17 protein-coding genes are annotated in these 19,718 nt (G+C 31.2%); 2 read left to right on the top strand and 15 right to left on the bottom strand.

Features of this window, described 5'->3' with window-relative positions:
- Window positions 1-21 precede the first annotated feature (21 nt).
- The 9 genes from AB3G36_RS10905 to AB3G36_RS10945 form a co-directional block, all read right to left on the bottom strand.
- Window positions 22-3,309 (bottom strand): PAS domain S-box protein, encoded by a 3,288-nt coding sequence (locus AB3G36_RS10905; RefSeq protein ID WP_367752647.1) that lies wholly within the window; start codon window positions 3,307-3,309, stop codon window positions 22-24.
- An 884-nt stretch (window positions 3,310-4,193) separates the two neighbouring features.
- Window positions 4,194-4,976, bottom strand: a complete 783-nt coding sequence (locus AB3G36_RS10910) for a hypothetical protein (RefSeq protein WP_367752649.1) — start codon at window positions 4,974-4,976, stop codon at window positions 4,194-4,196.
- 37 nt (window positions 4,977-5,013) lie between these two features.
- Window positions 5,014-5,751: a nitroreductase family protein gene (locus AB3G36_RS10915; protein WP_367752651.1), complete on the bottom strand. Its 738-nt coding sequence runs from the start codon at window positions 5,749-5,751 to the stop codon at window positions 5,014-5,016.
- On the bottom strand, window positions 5,742-7,070 hold the full coding sequence (locus tag AB3G36_RS10920; RefSeq protein ID WP_367752653.1) for an aldehyde dehydrogenase: 1,329 nt from the start codon (window positions 7,068-7,070) through the stop codon (window positions 5,742-5,744). Before AB3G36_RS10920 ends, AB3G36_RS10915 begins: the two co-directional genes overlap by 10 nt.
- Window positions 7,071-7,142: 72 nt before the next feature.
- Entirely contained in the window at window positions 7,143-7,832 is a 690-nt protein-coding gene (locus AB3G36_RS10925) for an RluA family pseudouridine synthase (RefSeq protein ID WP_367752654.1), read from the bottom strand.
- Window positions 7,833-7,849: 17 nt separating this feature from the next.
- Window positions 7,850-9,268: an ArnT family glycosyltransferase gene (locus tag AB3G36_RS10930; protein WP_367752656.1), complete on the bottom strand. Its 1,419-nt coding sequence runs from the start codon at window positions 9,266-9,268 to the stop codon at window positions 7,850-7,852.
- A gap of 23 nt (window positions 9,269-9,291) precedes the next feature.
- Window positions 9,292-10,044 (bottom strand): glycosyltransferase, encoded by a 753-nt coding sequence (locus tag AB3G36_RS10935; protein WP_367752658.1) that lies wholly within the window; start codon window positions 10,042-10,044, stop codon window positions 9,292-9,294.
- Between the two features lie 60 nt (window positions 10,045-10,104).
- Complete coding sequence (gene panB, locus AB3G36_RS10940; RefSeq protein WP_367752660.1) at window positions 10,105-10,923, bottom strand: 3-methyl-2-oxobutanoate hydroxymethyltransferase; 819 nt, start codon at window positions 10,921-10,923, stop codon at window positions 10,105-10,107.
- A 134-nt stretch (window positions 10,924-11,057) separates the two neighbouring features.
- On the bottom strand, window positions 11,058-13,523 hold the full coding sequence (locus AB3G36_RS10945) for a glycoside hydrolase family 3 N-terminal domain-containing protein (protein WP_367752662.1): 2,466 nt from the start codon (window positions 13,521-13,523) through the stop codon (window positions 11,058-11,060).
- A gap of 159 nt (window positions 13,524-13,682) precedes the next feature.
- On the opposite strand from AB3G36_RS10945, the gene AB3G36_RS10950 reads away from it, so the two are divergent.
- On the top strand, window positions 13,683-14,429 hold the full coding sequence (locus tag AB3G36_RS10950) for an NUDIX domain-containing protein (protein ID WP_367752664.1): 747 nt from the start codon (window positions 13,683-13,685) through the stop codon (window positions 14,427-14,429).
- A 104-nt stretch (window positions 14,430-14,533) separates the two neighbouring features.
- Here the strand turns inward: AB3G36_RS10950 and AB3G36_RS10955 are convergent, their stop codons facing one another.
- From AB3G36_RS10955 to AB3G36_RS10970, 4 genes are all read right to left on the bottom strand, one after another.
- Window positions 14,534-15,232: a hypothetical protein gene (locus tag AB3G36_RS10955; protein ID WP_367752666.1), complete on the bottom strand. Its 699-nt coding sequence runs from the start codon at window positions 15,230-15,232 to the stop codon at window positions 14,534-14,536.
- Window positions 15,233-15,386: 154 nt separating this feature from the next.
- On the bottom strand, window positions 15,387-15,587 hold the full coding sequence (locus AB3G36_RS10960) for an Imm27 family immunity protein (protein ID WP_367752668.1): 201 nt from the start codon (window positions 15,585-15,587) through the stop codon (window positions 15,387-15,389).
- Window positions 15,588-15,599: 12 nt separating this feature from the next.
- A complete protein-coding gene (locus tag AB3G36_RS10965) occupies window positions 15,600-15,857 on the bottom strand; it encodes a hypothetical protein (RefSeq protein ID WP_367752669.1) in 258 nt (85 codons plus the stop codon).
- Window positions 15,858-15,967: 110 nt separating this feature from the next.
- Window positions 15,968-17,509: an IS1182 family transposase gene (locus tag AB3G36_RS10970; protein ID WP_367752421.1), complete on the bottom strand. Its 1,542-nt coding sequence runs from the start codon at window positions 17,507-17,509 to the stop codon at window positions 15,968-15,970.
- 760 nt (window positions 17,510-18,269) lie between these two features.
- Here AB3G36_RS10970 and AB3G36_RS10975 point away from each other — a divergent pair.
- The gene (locus tag AB3G36_RS10975) at window positions 18,270-18,503 is read left to right on the top strand and encodes a hypothetical protein (RefSeq protein ID WP_367752671.1); all 234 of its coding nucleotides are present in this window, start codon (window positions 18,270-18,272) and stop codon (window positions 18,501-18,503) included.
- Here AB3G36_RS10975 and AB3G36_RS10980 read toward each other — a convergent pair.
- Window positions 18,500-18,838: a hypothetical protein gene (locus AB3G36_RS10980; protein WP_367752673.1), complete on the bottom strand. Its 339-nt coding sequence runs from the start codon at window positions 18,836-18,838 to the stop codon at window positions 18,500-18,502. The genes AB3G36_RS10975 and AB3G36_RS10980 overlap by 4 nt on opposite strands.
- Window positions 18,839-18,939: 101 nt before the next feature.
- On the bottom strand, window positions 18,940-19,635 hold the full coding sequence (locus tag AB3G36_RS10985; RefSeq protein WP_367752675.1) for a tyrosine-type recombinase/integrase: 696 nt from the start codon (window positions 19,633-19,635) through the stop codon (window positions 18,940-18,942).
- Between the last annotated feature and the right edge of the window lie 83 nt (window positions 19,636-19,718).

A 19,718-nucleotide genomic window follows, 5' to 3' on the forward strand; every position in this document is an offset into this window, starting at 1 on the left:
CAAATACAAATTTAATTACTATTACAAGATCCACTTAATAATTGTTTCTTCTATAATTCGTTTAATTATTGGTTTCGATATATAATCATTCATTCCTGCTGAAAGACACTTTTCTTTTATTTCAATTTCTGTGCCAGCAGTAATTGCAATTATAGGAATTGTTTTTCCTAATTCAAACTTTCTAATTTCTTTTGTAGCTTGATATCCGTTCATTATAGGCATTTGGATATCCATGAATACAATATCTGGATTAATATTTTCAAATTGTTTTATTGCTTCGGATCCATTAACAATTTCAAAAAATTCTGGTTCAAAAAGAACATTTTTAATAATTGTTTTAAGTAGTAGCATATTGATTTTATTATCTTCAACAAGCATGACTTTAAGGTTTCTTAATTTATCATTTGTTTTAAAAATATGCTCCATATTTGTAAAATCCTCTTCAACTGTTTTTGAAAATAGGTCTTCAATATAATCATTACTAGTTTTTAAATCCAGATCAAAATAAAAAACACTACCAAGCCCGATCTCGCTTTCAAGATTTAAACGACTTTTCATTAGTCCAAGTAGTTTATTTGAAATAGTAAGACCTAAACCTGTTCCTCCAAATTTTTTGGTTGTAGAACCATCCTCTTGAGAAAAAGCTTTGAATATTTTTTTCTTATTTTTTTCCAAAATTCCAATTCCAGAATCGACAACTGAAAAGCGTATTTTGGTTTTTGAGTCACTAATTTTTTTAATTATCGAAATATCTAGTTTTATAGTTCCTTTTTCAGTGAATTTTACAGCATTAGCCAAAAGGTTAATCAAAATTTGTTTTAATCGAACAATATCAATCCAGAAATAATTAGGAATATCTGGTGCTATGTTAAGTTCTAGATTTAATTTTTTTTGATTTGATTCATATAGAATTAAATCAATAATTTGACTCATAATTTCCTTAATATCATGTTTTTCTATGTGCAAGTCTAATTTTCCAGCTTCAATTTTTGAAAAGTCAAGAATATCATTTACGATACCCAATAAGGAATGTGCAGATTGATTTACCGTAATCATATGTTTTTTTTGCACTTCGCCTAGCTCGGTTTTCATTAATAGATCCGTAAAACCAATGATACCATTTAAAGGGGTTCTAATTTCATGACTCATATTAGCTAAAAATTCCGATTTGGCTCTGTTTGCTGCTTCTGCGTATTCACGACCTTTTATCGCTTCCTCAGCCTCTTTTCTTTTTGTAATATCAAGCATGATGCCTTCGATATAAGTTATTTTTCCATTTTTTATAACGGCATCACCAAATTCTTCTACCCAAACAATTTCATTATTTTTTTTAATAATTCGATAGGTAAAATGAAACGGTTCAGATTTAGATAATTTATACGAAGATTCATCTAACACTTTTTTTACATCTTCAGGATGTATCAAATCAGTATAAAAAATTTTCTTATCTAAGAAATCAGATTTTTTAAAGCCAGTAAGTTTTTCTATTTCATCATTAAGATAAATTTTGGTAAACTTATTATCATTCTCTGATAAGTACACTGTTCCAGGTATATTGTTAGCTAAAAGTCTAAATTTTTCTTCGCTTTCATAAATTGCCGTTTCGGTTTCGATTCGGTCAATTGATGATGCTATATTTCTAGCCAAAGTTTGAAGGATATTTACTTCATCTTCGGACCAACTTCTTTCTTCGTTTGTATCATCAAAACCTAAAAAACCATGAAATCTATTCTTTATAAAAATGGGGAATAGTATTAATGAAATTACATCAACATTTAATAATTTATTTTTTAAAGATTCATTTTTAATTTGTGAAACAACAGCTTCATAAATTTTGTTATTTAATAATGGATCTATTAATTCTTCAAAATAGTCATAGGGAATATTTTGAAGTTTTGGATTGTTTTGTGTTAATGTATTGTTGCCCTTTATCCATCTGTATTTTTGGCTAATTAAATTAGTGTCATTATTTTTTTCATAATAATAGGCGCGATGTGATTTTGTCGCTTTCCCCATTATAATAAGTACATCAGCAAAAATATCATTTATGTTTTTACTGTTTAAAAACTTCTCAGTACACAACGTCATTGCTGCTAAAAGTTCACTTTTATATGTTAGTTTTTTTTCAATTTCGAATCTCATTTTTGATTCATAGGCTATAGCTATAATATCCGAAACCGATCTTGCAAAGTTAATATCTTCATTATCCCAATGTTTTATTTCTTCACTCGCTTCAAAACTAATGATTCCTTTTAAATCACCATCGATAAAAACGGGAGTATCGAGTATGGAGTAAATATTATTAGTATTGGTATAATCATTTTCTAATTCATATGTAGTATTGTTTTTAGAAACATCGGAAATAACTACTTGTAATTCATTTTCAATTATTGTAAAATAGTTTGGATATTGTTTTTTTGTTATTTCTTTTCCTGATGTAAATTCATTTTTATTTAACTGATATAATACAAGGCAATCTATTTTATCTGGATAATAATTCCAGTAACTAGCTCTGTTAACCCCAATTTTTTCTGCTGTTATTTTTAAAATCGTTTTTAATTTTGATTCTAAACTTTCATTGCTGGAGTAACTTTTTTCTGTAAATGCTTTTAAAGCGTTGCTGTATTTTTGAATTTTTAATTGTCTTTCTGTTTTTTCTTTTTCGATGTTTTTATAATATGTTACATCTCTTGCAATTACAGAATATCCTTTAATATTATTGTATTGGTCTCTAATAATTGATACTTTTTGTGAAACCCAGATTTCTTCGCCATTTTTCCTGACAATAGGAAATTCTAATATGGGAAAATTAGTCATTTCGGGTGTCGCAGCCGAATAGAAATCTAATACTTTTTGGATATAATCTTCTCTGATTAAAGAATTAAATTTTGAGTTAAACAGTTCTTTCAAACTAAAACCAGTAATCTTTTCTGTACTTTTATTTATAAAAAGGTAATCTCCTTTCCTGTTTAATTCATAAATAATATCATAAGCAGACTCTACAAGATTTTCATATCTTTTTTGAGTTTTAATTTCATTAGTTACATCTTGACCTATTCCAATAATTAAATCATCCGAAAATCGTTTGTCATTCCATTGAATGTATTTATAGTTTCCATTTTTACATTTTAATTTCCTTGTAAACGTTCTTTCAATGATTTCGTTATTATGAAATTCTTCCCCAATAAACTCGGGGTCTTCCGTTACTTTCCAAAATCCTAAGCCCATAACTTCCTCTGAAGTATAACCTAAAATTGACTTTATCGTTTCACTACAAAATTGCACTTCCCCTTTCTTATTAGTAGCCATAATAAGCGAGTTTCCGTTGTTTACAATCTCATTTGAAAACCGAAACTTATCTTTGATATTTAATGATGTTATAAAACTTATATAATTTATTATAAACACTAAAATGGAAAAATTTAATAATATTATAGCAGTTTTATCTGGGATAAGATTAAAAGCACTTGTAGCTGCAATATAAAAAAAGGCAAAAGACATAAAATACCAAAAAATCTTGATAGGCTTGAGTATTGTAAATGAAAAGAAAAAACTAATAATAAAAGTGATTATAGGAACTAATTCTAAGGGGAATAGAATAATACTTCTACAAATTAAAATAAAATAGGCAATATAAATTGTAATAAAAATGTGTTTTATATATTGAAAAACTATTGCCTTTTTAGTGCTGATAAAGTAGATTAATAATAGGAAAACACCAATCATTAAGTTTTGATATAACAAGCTTTTTGGTCTTTCTGAAAAGAAATAAAGGTTGATTTCGGTTATAGGGCTTATGATCCCAAAAAATAACAAATAGGTTTGATATTCCTTATTTCTTATATATTCTTCATTATTTACTTTTATGAATGTATTAGTTAATCTAGATTTAATTTTAAAAAAATTAAAAAACAACATGCAATAACAAATAATTAAAATAGGTAGTAAAACCCATTTTAAATTTGGCGTGTTGTTTATATAATGATAGGGGGGGATTATTTCCATTGCAAATAGATTAATCTCAATTGAGCTAATTATATTTACGATAGTTGAAAATAAAAAGTTTAGGAACAAGATCATTTTATTTTTTTAATTCTTTACGTGTTAAATATTCAACAATTTAATGAATATTTTGCAATATAAAGGATATCATTTTAAAAAATCTAAAAGTTGTTTTTATTATTATATTGAATTTAAAATGGATTGGATTCTGTTTTTTCTTCTGTTTCAAAACCTATGATTTCACTATATATGGCATAGTACATAGAATATAAGAAAGGAAGAGTAAAAAAGATTCCAATGTAAAATACTAAAAAGCCAATTACTGATACTATATAGCCAACTAAAATTAATCCTAAAAGGAGAAAAGGTTTTTTGAAAAAAATAATGACACTTGTTTTTATTGCATCTATGGCTTTTAAATCGCTAAAAAGAATAAGTGGAATTGTAAGAAATGTCAAAAATAGTATGGCATAAGAAACTAAATTCATGACTATCTCAAGTTCAGGTTGATCTAACAACACGGGTAATCCAGTATTGACAATCGAAATTAACAAAGTTGCAATAACGAGTTCTTTAAAATAAGAACTATTGTAGTATTCAAAAATAGTTGAAACATGGAATTCTTCATCTCTTTCTGCACAATAAGCCATTTTAATAAAACCTGCCATAAAAGGACTTAATAAAACAGAAAAAACGATACTTCCTACTAAGAATAGTATTCTTGAATTTCCAGTTAGATGATCTGGGTTTAAATTTTCAGGTTTTAAAATTTCAGTAAGTTGATTAGCACCGAATTTATAAATTAGTATTGCAGAAACAAATACAGCCATTATAACAGCAAACACAAAGAACATAAGACCGGCATATAAGACAATTTTCTTATAGTTTTTGAAAGCCAAATTAAATACGCTTTCAAAACTTAATGTATACCCGTTTTTTTTTATTTCTTCAATTCTATTTTTTTTTGAAAACATGCTGATTTTTGTTTTTGGTAATTTTTAAAATTTGGATTTATAGTTTAAAATAAACCTCTTCAAATGGTATTCTGAATCGATCTCCATATACACCGGTTTCTTCGCGAATTCCGCAACCAATAATCATATTAATTTCAGCTGATGGTGAAAGGTTTATTATTTTTTTTACGCGCAAGGAATCAAAGCCTTCCATAGGACAAGTATCATAATTGATGGCAGCCATACTAATCATGAAGTTTTGTGCTGCTAATGCAGCACTTTTTTGAGCTACAATTCGCATATCACTTATTCGCGTTTGTCTATAGGTAGGTTTGAATAAGCCTATGAGTTGGAAGATCAAAAATTTGAATGCACCTGCTATTCCAATAAAATCAAAATAAAGTGTGGGCACTATTTTTTGATAATAGTTTAGGGCGAATTTTTCTCTTTTAGTATAATCAGCTTCTGGTTTCTCTCCGTATTGAGATTTTAAGTAATCTACATTAGATTGTACTCTCTTTTTCCACAAATCTTTTCGAGCAACTACAACAACCATCTGCTGAGCAGTTTTTGCAGCATTCTGTCCTAAACAGGCTTCAGTAAGTTGTTCTAAAATTTTAGGAGAAGTGATATGGTAGAATTCCCACAGTTGCATGTTACTACTTGTAGGAGCTAGTGATGCAAGACGGATGCATTCTTTTACTTTATTATCTTCAATGATTTCATTTTTAAATACTCTAACTGAGCGTCTGTACTGTATTGCTTCGCTAACTGTTTTTTCCGTATTTAGACCCATTTTAATAATTTCTTGATTGTAGTTAACTTATCTTTATAAGGGGCGTAACGCATTGGTAAATCTAACCAATAGGCTTTTTTGACAATTGCTTTTTTATGAGAAAAAGTATCAAAACTTAGTTTCCCATGATACGCTCCAATACCGCTATGACCTACGCCTCCAAAAGGGAGTCTTTTATTAGAAAAATGGATGACCGTATCGTTTATACATCCGCCACCAAAGGAATAATCCTGTATTATTTTTTCAGCAAATGCGTTGTTTTTGGTAAATACATATAGCGATAATGGCTTTTCATATCTAGAAATGATGGTATGCAAGTCGGCATCACTTTTATAAGAAAGAATAGGTAATAACGGACCAAAAATCTCCTCTTTCATGATAGGAGTATCCAGCTCTGTTTCCTCGATTAAGGTAGGAGCGATGTACTGTGTAGGTTCATTCGTTTGCCCTCCGAAAATCACTTTCTCTGGTTCAATCATCTGTACTAATCGATTCCAATTTTTTGAATTAATAATTCGAGCAAAATCAGGAGAGGCTTCTGGTTTTGCACTATATGCTAAAGTAATTTCTTTTTTTAAAAATTCGACAAACTCCGTTTTTATATCATTATGGACTAATAAATAATCGGGTGCAATACAAGTTTGTCCAGCATTTATAAATTTTCCCCAAACGATTCTTTTAGCTGCCAGTTTTAAATTGGCAGTTTCATGAATGATACAAGGATTTTTCCCACCAAGTTCAAGTGTTACAGGAGTTAGGTTTGCGGCGGCTGCTTTGGCTACTATTTTTCCAACTGGAACACTACCCGTAAAAAATATATAATCCCAGCGCTGTGTTAGTAAACTTTGTGAAACTTCAGCACCACCTTCGATGACTTCCACATGATTCACTTCAAAAGTTTTAGTTATAATTTTGGTTATCACTGCCGATGTGTGAGGCGTTAACTCAGAGGGTTTAAGAACTACTTGATTTCCAGCGGCTATTGCAGAGACCAAAGGACATAGTGCCAATTGAAAGGGATAATTCCAAGGAGCAATTATCAATACTTTACCATATGGTTCTTTATAAATATAGTCAATGGATGGAAAATTAACTATCGAAGGAAGCACCATTTTGGGTTTTCCCCATTTTTTTATATTCTTTATGGTGTCTTTTAATTCTGTGATTACATAATTTGTTTCTGTCAGAACCGCTTCAAAAGCAGGTTTTTTAAAATCATCATATAAAGCTTGAATTATTTCATTTTCATGAATTATAATAATATTGAGCAGTTTTTTTAAAACTTCTTTTCGGTATTTTATATTTGTTTTATAATTCATCTTAAAATTAAATATTTTAATGGCTATGCAAGATAATTTAAATTTTTAATTCTAATTTTTATCAAATTAAAATTATAGCGCATTCCAAATAACTTCATTTGGAACTGGTGCTATTATCTTGATTTCTTCTTTAGAGACTGGGTGAATAAAAACTAATTTTCGAGCATGTAAATGAATACCACCATCCGGATTAGAACGATCAAATCCATATTTCAAATCTCCTTTTATTGGTGAACCAATGGATGCCAATTGTGCTCGAATTTGATGATGTCTTCCAGTATGTAAATTAATTTCCAAAGCAAAATAATTGGTTAATTCTTTGAAAACAGTGTAATCTAAACTGGCTATTTTACTATCAGGAACCTCTTTTATATGTGCTTTCGAAGTATTGTTTTTTTCATTTCTTTTGATAAAATGAATTAATTTATCTTCTTTTTTTAGAGGTTTATTTTTTACAATCGCCCAATATGTTTTTTGAGTTTCTCTATTTTTAAATAATTCATTCAATCGTGTCAGTGCCTTGCTTGTTCGTGCAAATACAACTATTCCGGTTGTGGGCCTGTCAAGACGATGTACAACACCCAGAAATACTTCACCAGGTTTATTGTATTTGTTTTTAATGTATTCTTTTACCACTTCGTTAAGTGGCTTGTCTCCCGTTTTATCACCTTGCACGAGATCTCCTACACGTTTGTTTACCACTATGATATGGTTGTCTTCATGAAGTACTTGAAGGTTATTTTTATTGGATAGCTCTTTCATTACTAAATTTTAGTCTCTTATTTTGTTACAAAAATAGCTGTTTTATAATTGCTTTCGGTTAAAACCATTTGTTTCCTATATTTTTCTGGAATTTCATTTTCAGTTTTCTTAAGAGTTACTAAAAATATTTTTTTATGTAATTTAAAAACAGAATCAAATTGGGTAGCATTTTTTATTAATTGTGCTTTTCCATTGGTATAAAATTGACCAGAATAATTTTTCTCTTTCCAATAATATAGTGGTATATCTTTGTTCTCGTTTTTCTCCATAAGATGTTCCAAGATGTACTTATCAGTATTCATTTTGTCATCAAAAATTCCAGTTGCAAGAACGGTATACGCTATAACTGCAATTATTGGAAAAATTAAAGCAACTCGGATGAGTTTCTTTTTACTTTCAAAGTCATCCCACCAATACACCATCAAAAACATGATAGGAAGTGTTACAGGAAGCATGTACGTATGGAGTATATTCTTAGATAAAGTAAAGAAAATAGGGGTCCAGAATAACCATAAAACCAAGAAGGAAATCCAGTCGTTTTTCCATATTGATTTTCTGTTTTTCCATATTTTATAAAAAACAATTTGCACCCATGGAAATCCAAAACCAAGCATAAAAAGCCAAATCATTCCTTTTGGTTGTGAGTGACCACTGCCATATAAATCTCCTTGCCAACCAGGTTCAATAAAGCGCTTGAAGTGTTCTCCAATTATAAAGTAATCCAGAAAACCAGGTGATTGTTGTTCAGCAAAGTAATACCAAGGTAGTCCAATTAGGGCTGTAATTAGAATCCCAATAATAACTGAAAACTTAGAAAACAATTTGCGAAATCTTCTTGTATCCAAGCAACACCATATAAATAATGGGGGAAAAGTAAGCACCATAATAAGTGGTCCTTTGGCCAATAGTCCCAATCCTAAAGCAACAAAAAACAGATAATTCCAATAGGTTTTTTTATCACTTTTCATGGTTTTCCAAAAAGAAATCATCATGATAGCTACACAAAATTCTAAAGCAGTATCAGTTGAAACTACGCCTGTGTGTATTAAAAACTCAGGCATCGTTAATAAAATAAAACCGGGTAAATAGAACGAAGCTCCGCTTTTTTTAACCATTTTACCTGCTATAATCACTAATAATATGCTAAGTAAAAAAGATGGAAATCTTGAAGCAAACTCATTTACGCCAAAAATAACATAACTAAAAGCAGACAACCAAGTTGATAATGGGGGTTTTGCCCAAAAAGGAATACCGTAATCAATTTGAGGGACAACCCATTGATTGGTTTCTTGCATAATTCTTGCAATTTCGGCATATCTGGCTTCCGTTTTGTCTAGTAAAGGAATTGTTGCAGTCAACAGTAATCTAAATAGAGCGATTAAAATAACGGAGATATACAGAACATAAGAGTTAGTTTTAAATTTCTCTGCAATCATATTTTAAGAATTTTATATTTAGATTAATAGGTTGTATTATTTTTATATTTTTTTCTGATTTGGTATAAATCAATCCAAAGTTTAAAGAAATAGCTTGGTTTGACTTTAGAATTTCCTTTTTCAATCCAAGATTTTAGCGGAACTTCATACATTTTTTGAATTGCTCTTTCTTTACCAAAAAGGATAATCATTCTAAAGAAGAGTTCAACATCAAACAGCCATTTTGAAATAAATTCTTTTTTAAACAATCGAATTGAAATTTCTCTTGTAAAAACTTTGCAACCACATTGTGTATCGTAAACTTTAATGCCCAATACATGTGAAATAAAAGTCGCAATAACACGACCAATCAAAAAGCGACTATTTTGACGCTCGATTGTGGACCCTATTTTTCTAATTCGGGAACCAAAACAAAATACAATTTCATCCTTTATGTATTTTTGGATTTCCATGAATTCCTCTAGTGTTGTAGCAAGATCAGCATCTAAATACCCAATAAACTGGTGGTCAAAATTTTGATTACAATAGATGATTCCTTCTCTAACTGCTGCTGCTTTACCCGCATTTTTTAATAAAGAAACAATATACACTTGATTCGTATATTGTTTCTTTAAAATATTTAGTAAAGCAAGGGTACTATCAGTTGATCCATCATTTACAAAACAAATCTTTGCGTGATGATAATTATCTAGAAACCTTGAATATTCTTTAATTGTAATTCCTTTTTCCTCATTATAACAAGGAATTACAATAAATGTATTAGGTGGTTCAAGCATAGTAATATTTATTTAGGGTAAATATACAACCATGAATGTTAAAACACCTTTAATAAAAGATTAATACTGTTCTTTTTCATTTGGGAAGTCGCTAGATTTTACATCAGCAACATATTGACTAATGGCTTTTGTCATTCCGTCGTATAAATCCATATAACGACGTAAAAAGCGAGGACTAAATTCATTATTCATTCCTAACATGTCGTGAATAACTAATACTTGACCGTCAACACCACCTCCAGCACCAATTCCGATAACAGGAATAGAAATACTTTTAGCCACTTTTTCAGCTAGATGAGCAGGTATTTTTTCTAAAACTAAAGCGAAACATCCAAGCCTTTCTAATAATTTAGCATCTTCAACTAATTTATCAGCTTCATCTTCTTCTTTTGCCCTTACGGTATAAGTTCCAAATTTATATATAGATTGTGGGGTCAAGCCCAAATGTCCCATAACTGGAATTCCAGCATTCAGTATTTTTTTAATTGATTCTTTAATTTCTTTTCCTCCTTCTAGTTTTACCGCATGTCCACCGCTTTCTTTCATGATTCTGATAGAAGAACGCAAGGCTTCTTTGGGATCCGATTGGTAACTTCCAAAAGGTAAATCAACAACAACTAATGCTCTTTCGATAGCTCGTACCACAGAGGAGGCGTGATAAATCATTTGGTCTAATGTAATAGGCAACGTAGTTTCATGTCCCGCCATTACGTTTGAAGCCGAATCTCCAACTAGAATAACATCAATACCGGCTGTATCAACAATCTTTGCCATAGAATAATCATAGGCAGTAAGCATGGAGATTTTTTCTCCATTGGCTTTCATTTCAATTAATGATTTTGTAGTTATTCTTTTATAATCTTTTTTTGCTACAGACATGGAATTGTTACTTTTTGTCCCGTTTTAAGGTGACAGGTTATAGGTTGTAAAAGTAGTAAAACAAATTCTTTAGTAACAAAAAAATGGGCTCGAAAAATCGAACCCATTTTAAAGAATTATTATAAATTAGTATACTAATGTTTTAAATCAGTAAATTTTAAGTCAGTAGCAAAGGAAGAATTTGTTTTTTCAACAATTGTTTCTTTTGCTAATGTGAATGTAGCCGTATGTTTTGTGTCCAATGATGAAGTTGCAATTGCTACTTTATAAGTACCTGCTTCAGCAATCCATGCATTTTTGCTTGTAATAAATGAAGCTAAATCTTTAGGATTTAATGTTAGCGTTATTGTTTCACTTTCTCCAGGTTGTAATAAATTGGTTTTACCAAAAGCTTTTAACTCTGAAATTGGTTTGTCAATGCTTTTTGATGGAGCAGAAAGGTATAATTGTACTACTTCTTTACCTGCTACTTTACCTGTGTTTTTTACAGTTACTGTAAAATCCATTTTGTTTGTAAATGCTTTTGAGCTCATTTTTAAATTTGAAATATCAAATGTAGTATATGATAATCCGTAACCAAACTCGTAAGATGGTTTTACATGAAAAGTATTGAAATAACGGTATCCAACATAAACTCCCTCTTCATAAGTTACATCAGTTGGGTTTTCTGGAGGTGTTCCAATCCAGTTTTTAGCCGATGGTGTATCTTCATATTTTACAGGGAAAGTCATTGTTAATTTTCCAGAAGGAGTTACTTTTCCAGAAAAAACATCCGCTACAGAATTTCCTCCTTCTTGACCTGGTTGCCAAGGTAAAAGAATAGCATCCACTTTGTCTTTCCAGCTAGCCGTTTCGATTACACCACCGATGTTTAAAACAACCACTACCTTTTTGCCTTGAGCATGAAAAGCTGCCGAAACGGTATTGATTAAATTGATTTCATCTTGTGCTAAGTTAAAATCTTCTTCAACTTTACGATCATCCCCTTCACCTGCATTTCGACCAATTGTGATTAATGCCAGTTCAGAAGTTTTAGCTTTATTTTGAACGATTTCTGCATTTAATTCTAATTCTGGAAGTCTTTTTGGTGTTGCCAATAAACCTTCTTTTTCACGTCTTTTAGCTTCAATTTCTTTTTGAGCAACCATAAATGGTTTGTATAGTCCTTCTAATTCGGTATCTATAGAAAAACCAGTATTTGTTAAACCTTCAATTAAGGAAATAGAATAGGCTTCATTTACATCACCACTTCCAGTTCCACCAGAAATAAAATCATAAGAAGTAACACCAAAAACAGCTAGTGGAGCTGATTTTGAAGTAAATGGCAATACATTACCTTCGTTTTTCAATAAAACTACCCCTTCTGCAGCAGCATCTCTAGTTACTTGTGCATTTTCTTTTAAGTTTGGTTTATTTGAATAATGGTAATTGTTCATTGCAGGCGATCTCATTACTAGTTCTAAGACTCTTCTTAAATTAATGTTGATGTCTTCTTGAGATAATTTACCATTTTTTATATTTTCAATAATTGCATTTTTTTGAGCAGGTAGACCTGGCATCAATAAATCATTTCCAGCAGTTAGTTGTTTGGTAACATCACTAACAACATCTTTATTCATTATAGCCCCAAATCCATTGTATCCACCAAACCAGTCAGTCATTACTAACCCTTTAAAACCCCATTCATTACGAAGTACAGTGGTTAATAAATCTTTACGTGCCGATGTATAGGTACCATTCAAAAAGTTATATGAAGACATTACAGTCCACGGTTGTGCCTCTTTTACTGCAATTTCAAAACCTCTTAGGTATATTTCACGTAAAGCTCTTTCGCTAACATGTGCATTAACACCCATTCGGTTTCTTTCCTGGTTATTTGCAGCAAAGTGTTTTATCGAAGTTCCTACACCATTAGATTGTATACCATTTACCATTGCTGCTGCAATTTTTCCAGCGATTAATGGATCCTCTGAATAATATTCAAAGTTTCTTCCACACAATGGATTTCTGTGAATATTCATTCCAGGACCTAATAGTACATCTATACCATATTCTTTTACTTCATTTCCCATTGCTTTACCAACTGAATTGATAAGTGCTTCATTCCAAGTAGAGGCTAATGCTGTTCCTACTGGAAAAGCTGTAGCATAATAAGTGTTCGCATCGTCTTCTCTAATTGGTTTAATACGCACACCTGCAGGACCATCAGATACAATTACCGATGGAATTCCTAATCTGGAAATTTCAGTTGTACCACCTGCTGAACCAGGAACTTTTGCTGTTTCTTTCCCTGTTGTGAATTGCATTTTTTCCCAATCAAAACCAGGCATTCCGATTCCAATAAGCATACTCGCTTTTTCTTCGTCGGTCATTTGATTGATTAGATCTTGAATTCGGTCTTGGGTAGAAAGACGGTAGTCTTCGTATTTATCTAACTTTCCGTTTTTATTTAAATCTGAAAAAGTAAAACCATTTATAGTAATGATTGGACTATTTTTCGGGTCATTTATTTCTGGTTTTTTTGTCCAAGAAATCCCAGAAACAACTAACGCTGATAGCAGCGAAGTTTTTACGATTTGTGAAATTGTGGTGTTTTTCATGTGGTTTATTTAATAAATAGTTTTTATTGCTTCAATATGAAGCAATATTAATTATTTTTTTTTAAATATTTGTAAAAAAAAAGGAGTTTATTTTTTGATTATCAGTTTTTAAAGTAAAAATTATAATCTATTTCGTATTTTCGCAACCAACTTGAAAAAATGGAATTTAATAAAATAATAGAAGAGAAGTCAAATGAAGCTTGGGATATTTATATTCCAAATTTATCTGTTGATTGTGTCGTTTTTGGATTTCATGATGGCATCTTAAAAGTATTGCTTACAAGATTGAAAGAAAAAGATCTTTGGGCGCTTCCTGGGGGATATGTTTTAAAAACAGAAAATTTGAAACAAGCAGCTAATAGAATCCTGTTTAGTAGAACAGGTGCTGAAAACATTTACTTACAGGAATTTAAAGTTTTTAGTGATCTAAATCGGTCAGCTGGTATTTTTGACGAATTTCCAGATACACTATGGAATAAACAGCGATTTCTTTCGGTAGGATTTTATGCTTTAGTAGATTTTCACCAAGTCAATTTGGTTATGGACGATATTTCCGATGCTTGTGAATGGAAAGCAATTGAGGAATTACCCCTTTTTATGATGGATCACAGGAGTATTTTTGATAAAGCATTGGAAACGCTTCGCCGACAATTAAATCATAAACCTATTGGGCATAGTTTACTGCCTGAAAAATTTACCATGCCTGAACTTCAAAAGTTGTATGAGATTATTTTGGGTAAAAAATTAAATCGCGGTAATTTTTATCGAAAAATGCTGCGTTATGATATCCTTGAAAAACTAGACGAAAGTAGAAAAGGAGGGGCCCACAAAGCACCCGATTTGTATAAATTTGATTTAGATAAATACCAGTTGGCACTAAAAAATGGATTTAATGAAGGCTGGTAACTTAAACCGTATCTATCTTAACTTGTATTCAATTTCAGTGTGATTTAAATAGGTAATTCCACTAAATTCCAGCTAGCTCAAAACAGCTGTTGGCATGCGTATTTTTATGAAATCCAAGTCGGTTCAATTTTATCAATCTTCCATTTATTGTTTTGTTTTTTTATATAAATTCGGAATCCTTGACCAAATTTACTTCCGCATCCAAAACCAGCGTCTAAAATACCGTATATTTTATTTTCATCAAATTGTATTCTCGTAAAATCTAAAACACCCGAAAAAATAAAATTATATTTAGTCGTCCAAATTTCACCTCTTTCTTTTGGAAAATCGTTTAAATTCTTCAGTACAAATTTATTGTTTAATTTTATGTTTTGGAATTCAAAATTATATTCTGTAACAACTTCATTTTTTGGTTCGTAGAGTTTAGAATTTTGAAAATGTTTTTCAAAATCACCTTTTACACTTTCTCTTATTTTTCTTAATGTAGGAGCAAAGGCGACAATTACTTTAGATGTATCTTTTTCAATTGCAATTCGGTTGTTTTTCCATTTGTCAAACTCTATTTTTTCTTCTTTAGTTGCTTTAGTAGTGTCAGTCCTAACATATCTTCCTTCTTTATTAAAAATTGACTCTCCAATTTTTGGCGGTGGAATCATAATTCTGCAATCAACACAAATAGAATCAACCAAAACAGGAAAAATTTCGGTCATTACATTTTTCTCAAAATCTAATTCGCTAAGTTTCTTTTCACAACTTGCGAAAAATATTATTAGTAGGATAAATGTTGTTTTCAGTTTTTTCATAATATGCTTGCCAACGTTATGCCACTTTGAGATGGCTGGAAGTTCGTAACCTTTCAGTTTTCGGCTTAACGAAAACGTGATGCGAAATCGTAATTCCACTAAACTCCAGCTAGCTCAAAATGGCTGTTAGCGGATGTGTCTTTACATTAAATCTTTATTCCCAGGGTAAGTGATCGAGTAATCTCAATTGTGGCAAACCTCCGCCATGATTTTCTGAATTTGGATATTCTTCAACCCATTTTCTTGAATCTTCATCCACATAATAAGTAGACCAACCACTTTCGTCGGTCCCAACTTTTGTTAAGCTCTTTTTCTTTTCGATAAGTTTTTCAGCAATTAAAATTAGTTCTTCCATTGTCTTTTTAAGTCACAGAATTGATTTAGTAATAATGTCAAAGGTTTGATTGTCACATAAAATTTTCATTCTTCCAATTACACTTTCTATATATTTTTCTGATGTTAAGTTTTGCGAAATTAAATGCATGTCTTGCTTGAAATTATTTATTTCAAACCAATCTGAATTTTGTTTAAATAGTTCTAATTCTTTTTGGCTCCCCAATCTTGCAAGATAATCTTCGTCTCCTGCATACTTGTCATAAATTTTCAGTTTTTCTAGGGTAATCATATGCATAATATTTTTAGCGTCAAGTTATTGACATTGCCGCTAACGGCAGTTCGTCTAATAACCTGCAAACAACGTTGTTTTGTATTAATTATAAAGTAAATATAGACGATTTAGATTACAATTAGCTTCTTTTTGTAAAAAAGGAATTGGATTGGTAATACTATAAAAGAACCGTAAAAAGCTTTAAAAAGTGGCTTTATTACAACAAAAAATAAAGCCACAGTTTTTAGGTACTGTTTTAATTCATTTTGGTCAATTAAGTTGAATATTCTCTTGAGGTTGTAGGCTGTGAAGATGAGTCCTACATCAGCGGAGGCATGTTTAATGGTTTTCTTGGTCATAATATAATAGAAGTCCCATTGGCGTTTGATTACTCCATAAGGATGTTCTACTATGGCTTGTCGTCTGCGATATACTTCATAATTATTCTCGATTCTCACTTTGTTTTCATAAATCAAATCGGCATACTGGGATCTCTCGATGAGTCTTCCTTTTTTGTTTTTGGTACATTTATTAAAAAAGGTACAACTCATACAAGCATTTGTTTTGTAATGCTTCATTTTAGTGATTGACTTACCGTTTGTTTTATTGTACCAGTTTGCGTTGGAGTTCAGTGTTTGATTTGCGGGGCAAATATAAGTATCGTTGTCTTTATTGTATTTAAAATGCTCTACATCAAAAGCTATATCTGGTGCGTGAGCTGATACGCCAGGAATGGCAACTAATACGTCAATTCCCAGTCGATTAGCATATTGAAATTCGCTACCTGTGTGATAGCCTTTGTCATAAATGGCGGTAAAATCATTGTGTCCTAAAATGGCTTTAGTGCGACGCAACATACCGCCCATAGCTTTAGAATCATTTTCGTTAGTGACTTTAAAATCAATCGGGATATTGTGCAGCGCATCTACTGTGGTTTGTACGGTATAAGCCACTTCCGAGATATTATTTCTGGTCATAATTTGGCGACTATCAGGGTCTGAAGTAGAGATTTGAGTTACCCCAGTGGTGTCAATAATCTTTTGATATTCGATATATTTTTGTTTTTGAAAGGAATGTTTTTTAACCTTCTTTAGAATTTTTTCTTTCTCAACTTCATCGGCATCCTCTTTGGCGAGAGCCGTATTGTATTCTTCCAATCGTGCATCGATGTATGCAATATGACGCTCAATTTTAGCTGGATTGAAATTGTTTTTCTTGGAGTTTTGAGCTCTTAGTTTAGTACTGTCTCCAGCGACAAGGCTTCCGCCAATGAGTTCAAAGTGTGCAGCCATTTTTACTGTAGCACGAAAAACACGAGCAATGGCTTTAGGATTGTCTTTTCTGAAATTGGCAATGGTATTATGATCTGGAGCTAACCCTTTGATGAGCCACATCAATTCAATATTACGAGCACATTCTTTTTCTAGAGCACGGGAGGAACGCATTCTATTGAGGTAGCCGTAAATAAAGAGTTTAAGTAAATCGGAAGGATGATAGGCAGGTCTGCCGTTTTCGACAAATTGGAAATCGAATCCAAAATCTGGTAATTTAAGACTATCTACAAAAAGATCAATGAGTCTAACTTGATTGTCTTGTGCAATGGCCTGATCGATGGATGAGGCAAAAAGAGGGAGTTGGTTTCTGTTGGTCCCAGAAATGAATTTACTCATAAGCTATCTTTTTTAGCAGTATAAAAACATACTTAAAGATAAAGAAAATCAGTTAGTTATCAAAATATTTTGAACGATTTTTAATACAAATGATAAAATAACGGGGAGGGAGGTTTTTAGACAGTTTGACGTTTTGCCACTTTGAGATGGCTGGAAGTTCGTAACCGCTCAATTTTCGGCTTTATGAAAACTTGATGCGAAAAAGTAATTCCACTAAACTGCAGCTAGCTCAAAATGGTTGTTACTGTGTGTGATTTTGTTGTTAAAATTCTATTCCACTTCTGTTTTTCGGCGTAATACATTTCGACGCAAACTGCATCACTTTCATTGATCCTAATTATTTTCTGCGCCACAATTTATTCCGCTACAATCCATTTGGACGCAAACTGCATCATTTCCATTGAAACGAATAACTTTCTGCTTAGCGATTCGATTCTACTACATATATTTGGATGCAAACTGCATCACTTAAATGATACCTAAATATTTTCTGCTTAATGATTTTATTCTGATTTTTCAGCGCAAAATTCGGCAGATCATACACAGTAACGTTCCCACGCTTGTACTTGCTGTGGACTTCGTAACCTTTCAATTTTCTGCTTTGCAGAATTATGATGCGAAACGGCAATTCCAATAAACTCACAGTAAGTACAAACGTGTGTTGTGCGTTCGGCTTTTCGCCTCAATTTTTTCTCGGTTACAATTTTCGGTTTAGTTTTAGCACCGATTTTAAGCTTTAACAATTTTAAAAATATAAATTATGTTAGTTAAACAAAAAAGACAAGAATCATTATTAGAATTAGGTTTTGAAGATTTAAAAGGTAAAATTACACTAAACAAATCTTTTAAAAATGGAGTTCCAATCACAAGCCTTTCAATTAATCTAAAAAATGTTTTTTTAGAAGATGTTGATTTTATAATTTCTGAATTATCAAAACATAAAGAAATTTTAGGTTTAGAATTTAATAAATCTATTGAATATTTAAGAAGTTAAACTCTATATTCATTTAAAAAATCTAAAAAAAGTTGTGTGTTTTTAACCAAACTATTTTTTAATGGTTCATTGCTAAAAAAAGATTTCGATTTATAATTATCTAATCTTTCGCTAAATAATGTTCCATTATCAAATTCAGATAACATTAATTTAATTTGAAATTTAATTTCATATAATTCACTTTGTTGGTTTTCATATTCTGAATTACTTACAGCATCACTTTCTCCATATATGTCTTTAGTTGTGTCGCCTAATTGGTATTCAACTAATTTTATAGAGTTTAGTTTTTCTATAAACGATTCTGATTTTTCAATAAAAAAATTAATTGGCTTCATATTTCTTTTTAATTAATGTTTAAGTTTTCGGTTCGGTTTCTCAAGCTGACGCACAACTTGTATATAACATCAAATATATACATCTTTTTGGATGTTTTTGATCAATCTTTCAGTTTTTTCTTGTTATTTTCATCCACCAAGCGATCTAATGGACTGAGTATCTTATCAGCAGCCATTTTTGAAACATGCGTGTATATTGTAGTCGTTTTAATACTAGCATGACCTAAGAATTTTTGAATGTATCTAATATCAGTTCCATTTTCTAGTAAATGGGTAGCAAAACTATGGCGTAAGGTATGTACAGTAGCACTTTTGGATAAGCCTGATTTTTTTAGTGCTTGTCGCATTACTGATTGCGCACTACCAATGCTGTAGGGTTCCCCTGCATATTGCCCTTCAAAAACATATTTATTGGGTTCGTATAATGTCTTATAAAGCTCTAATGAACTTACAATAGAGTAGGGCAACATTACCAGGCGGTCTTTCTTGCCCTTGGCATTTTTAATATGAATTTTATGCTCGGCAAATAATATATCGCGCCACTCTAGAGTTACAATCTCACTAACGCGTAATCCTGCACCATAGCCTATTAACAATAATAATTTGTGTTTTGGGTTATCTACAGCTCTAAAAATTTGTAGACATTCTTCCATGGTTAATACTGCCGGTAATTTTTTTTCACTTTTTGGTCGAGGAATTTTTAGTTCAAAGCCTTTTTGATGTTCAATTTGCTGATAATAAAATAATAAAGCATTCACCATATTGTGTCCGGAGGAGGCTGATAAACCGCGCTCCATAATGGAAGCCAAGTATTTTATGATTTCTTTTTGTGTAATGGTGTGAGGATCTCTAAACTGGTGGAGTGTCTATCTTTGTTGTG

Origin of the sequence: Flavobacterium sp. WC2430, assembly GCF_040822075.1 — a bacterium.
Taxonomy (GTDB): domain Bacteria; phylum Bacteroidota; class Bacteroidia; order Flavobacteriales; family Flavobacteriaceae; genus Flavobacterium.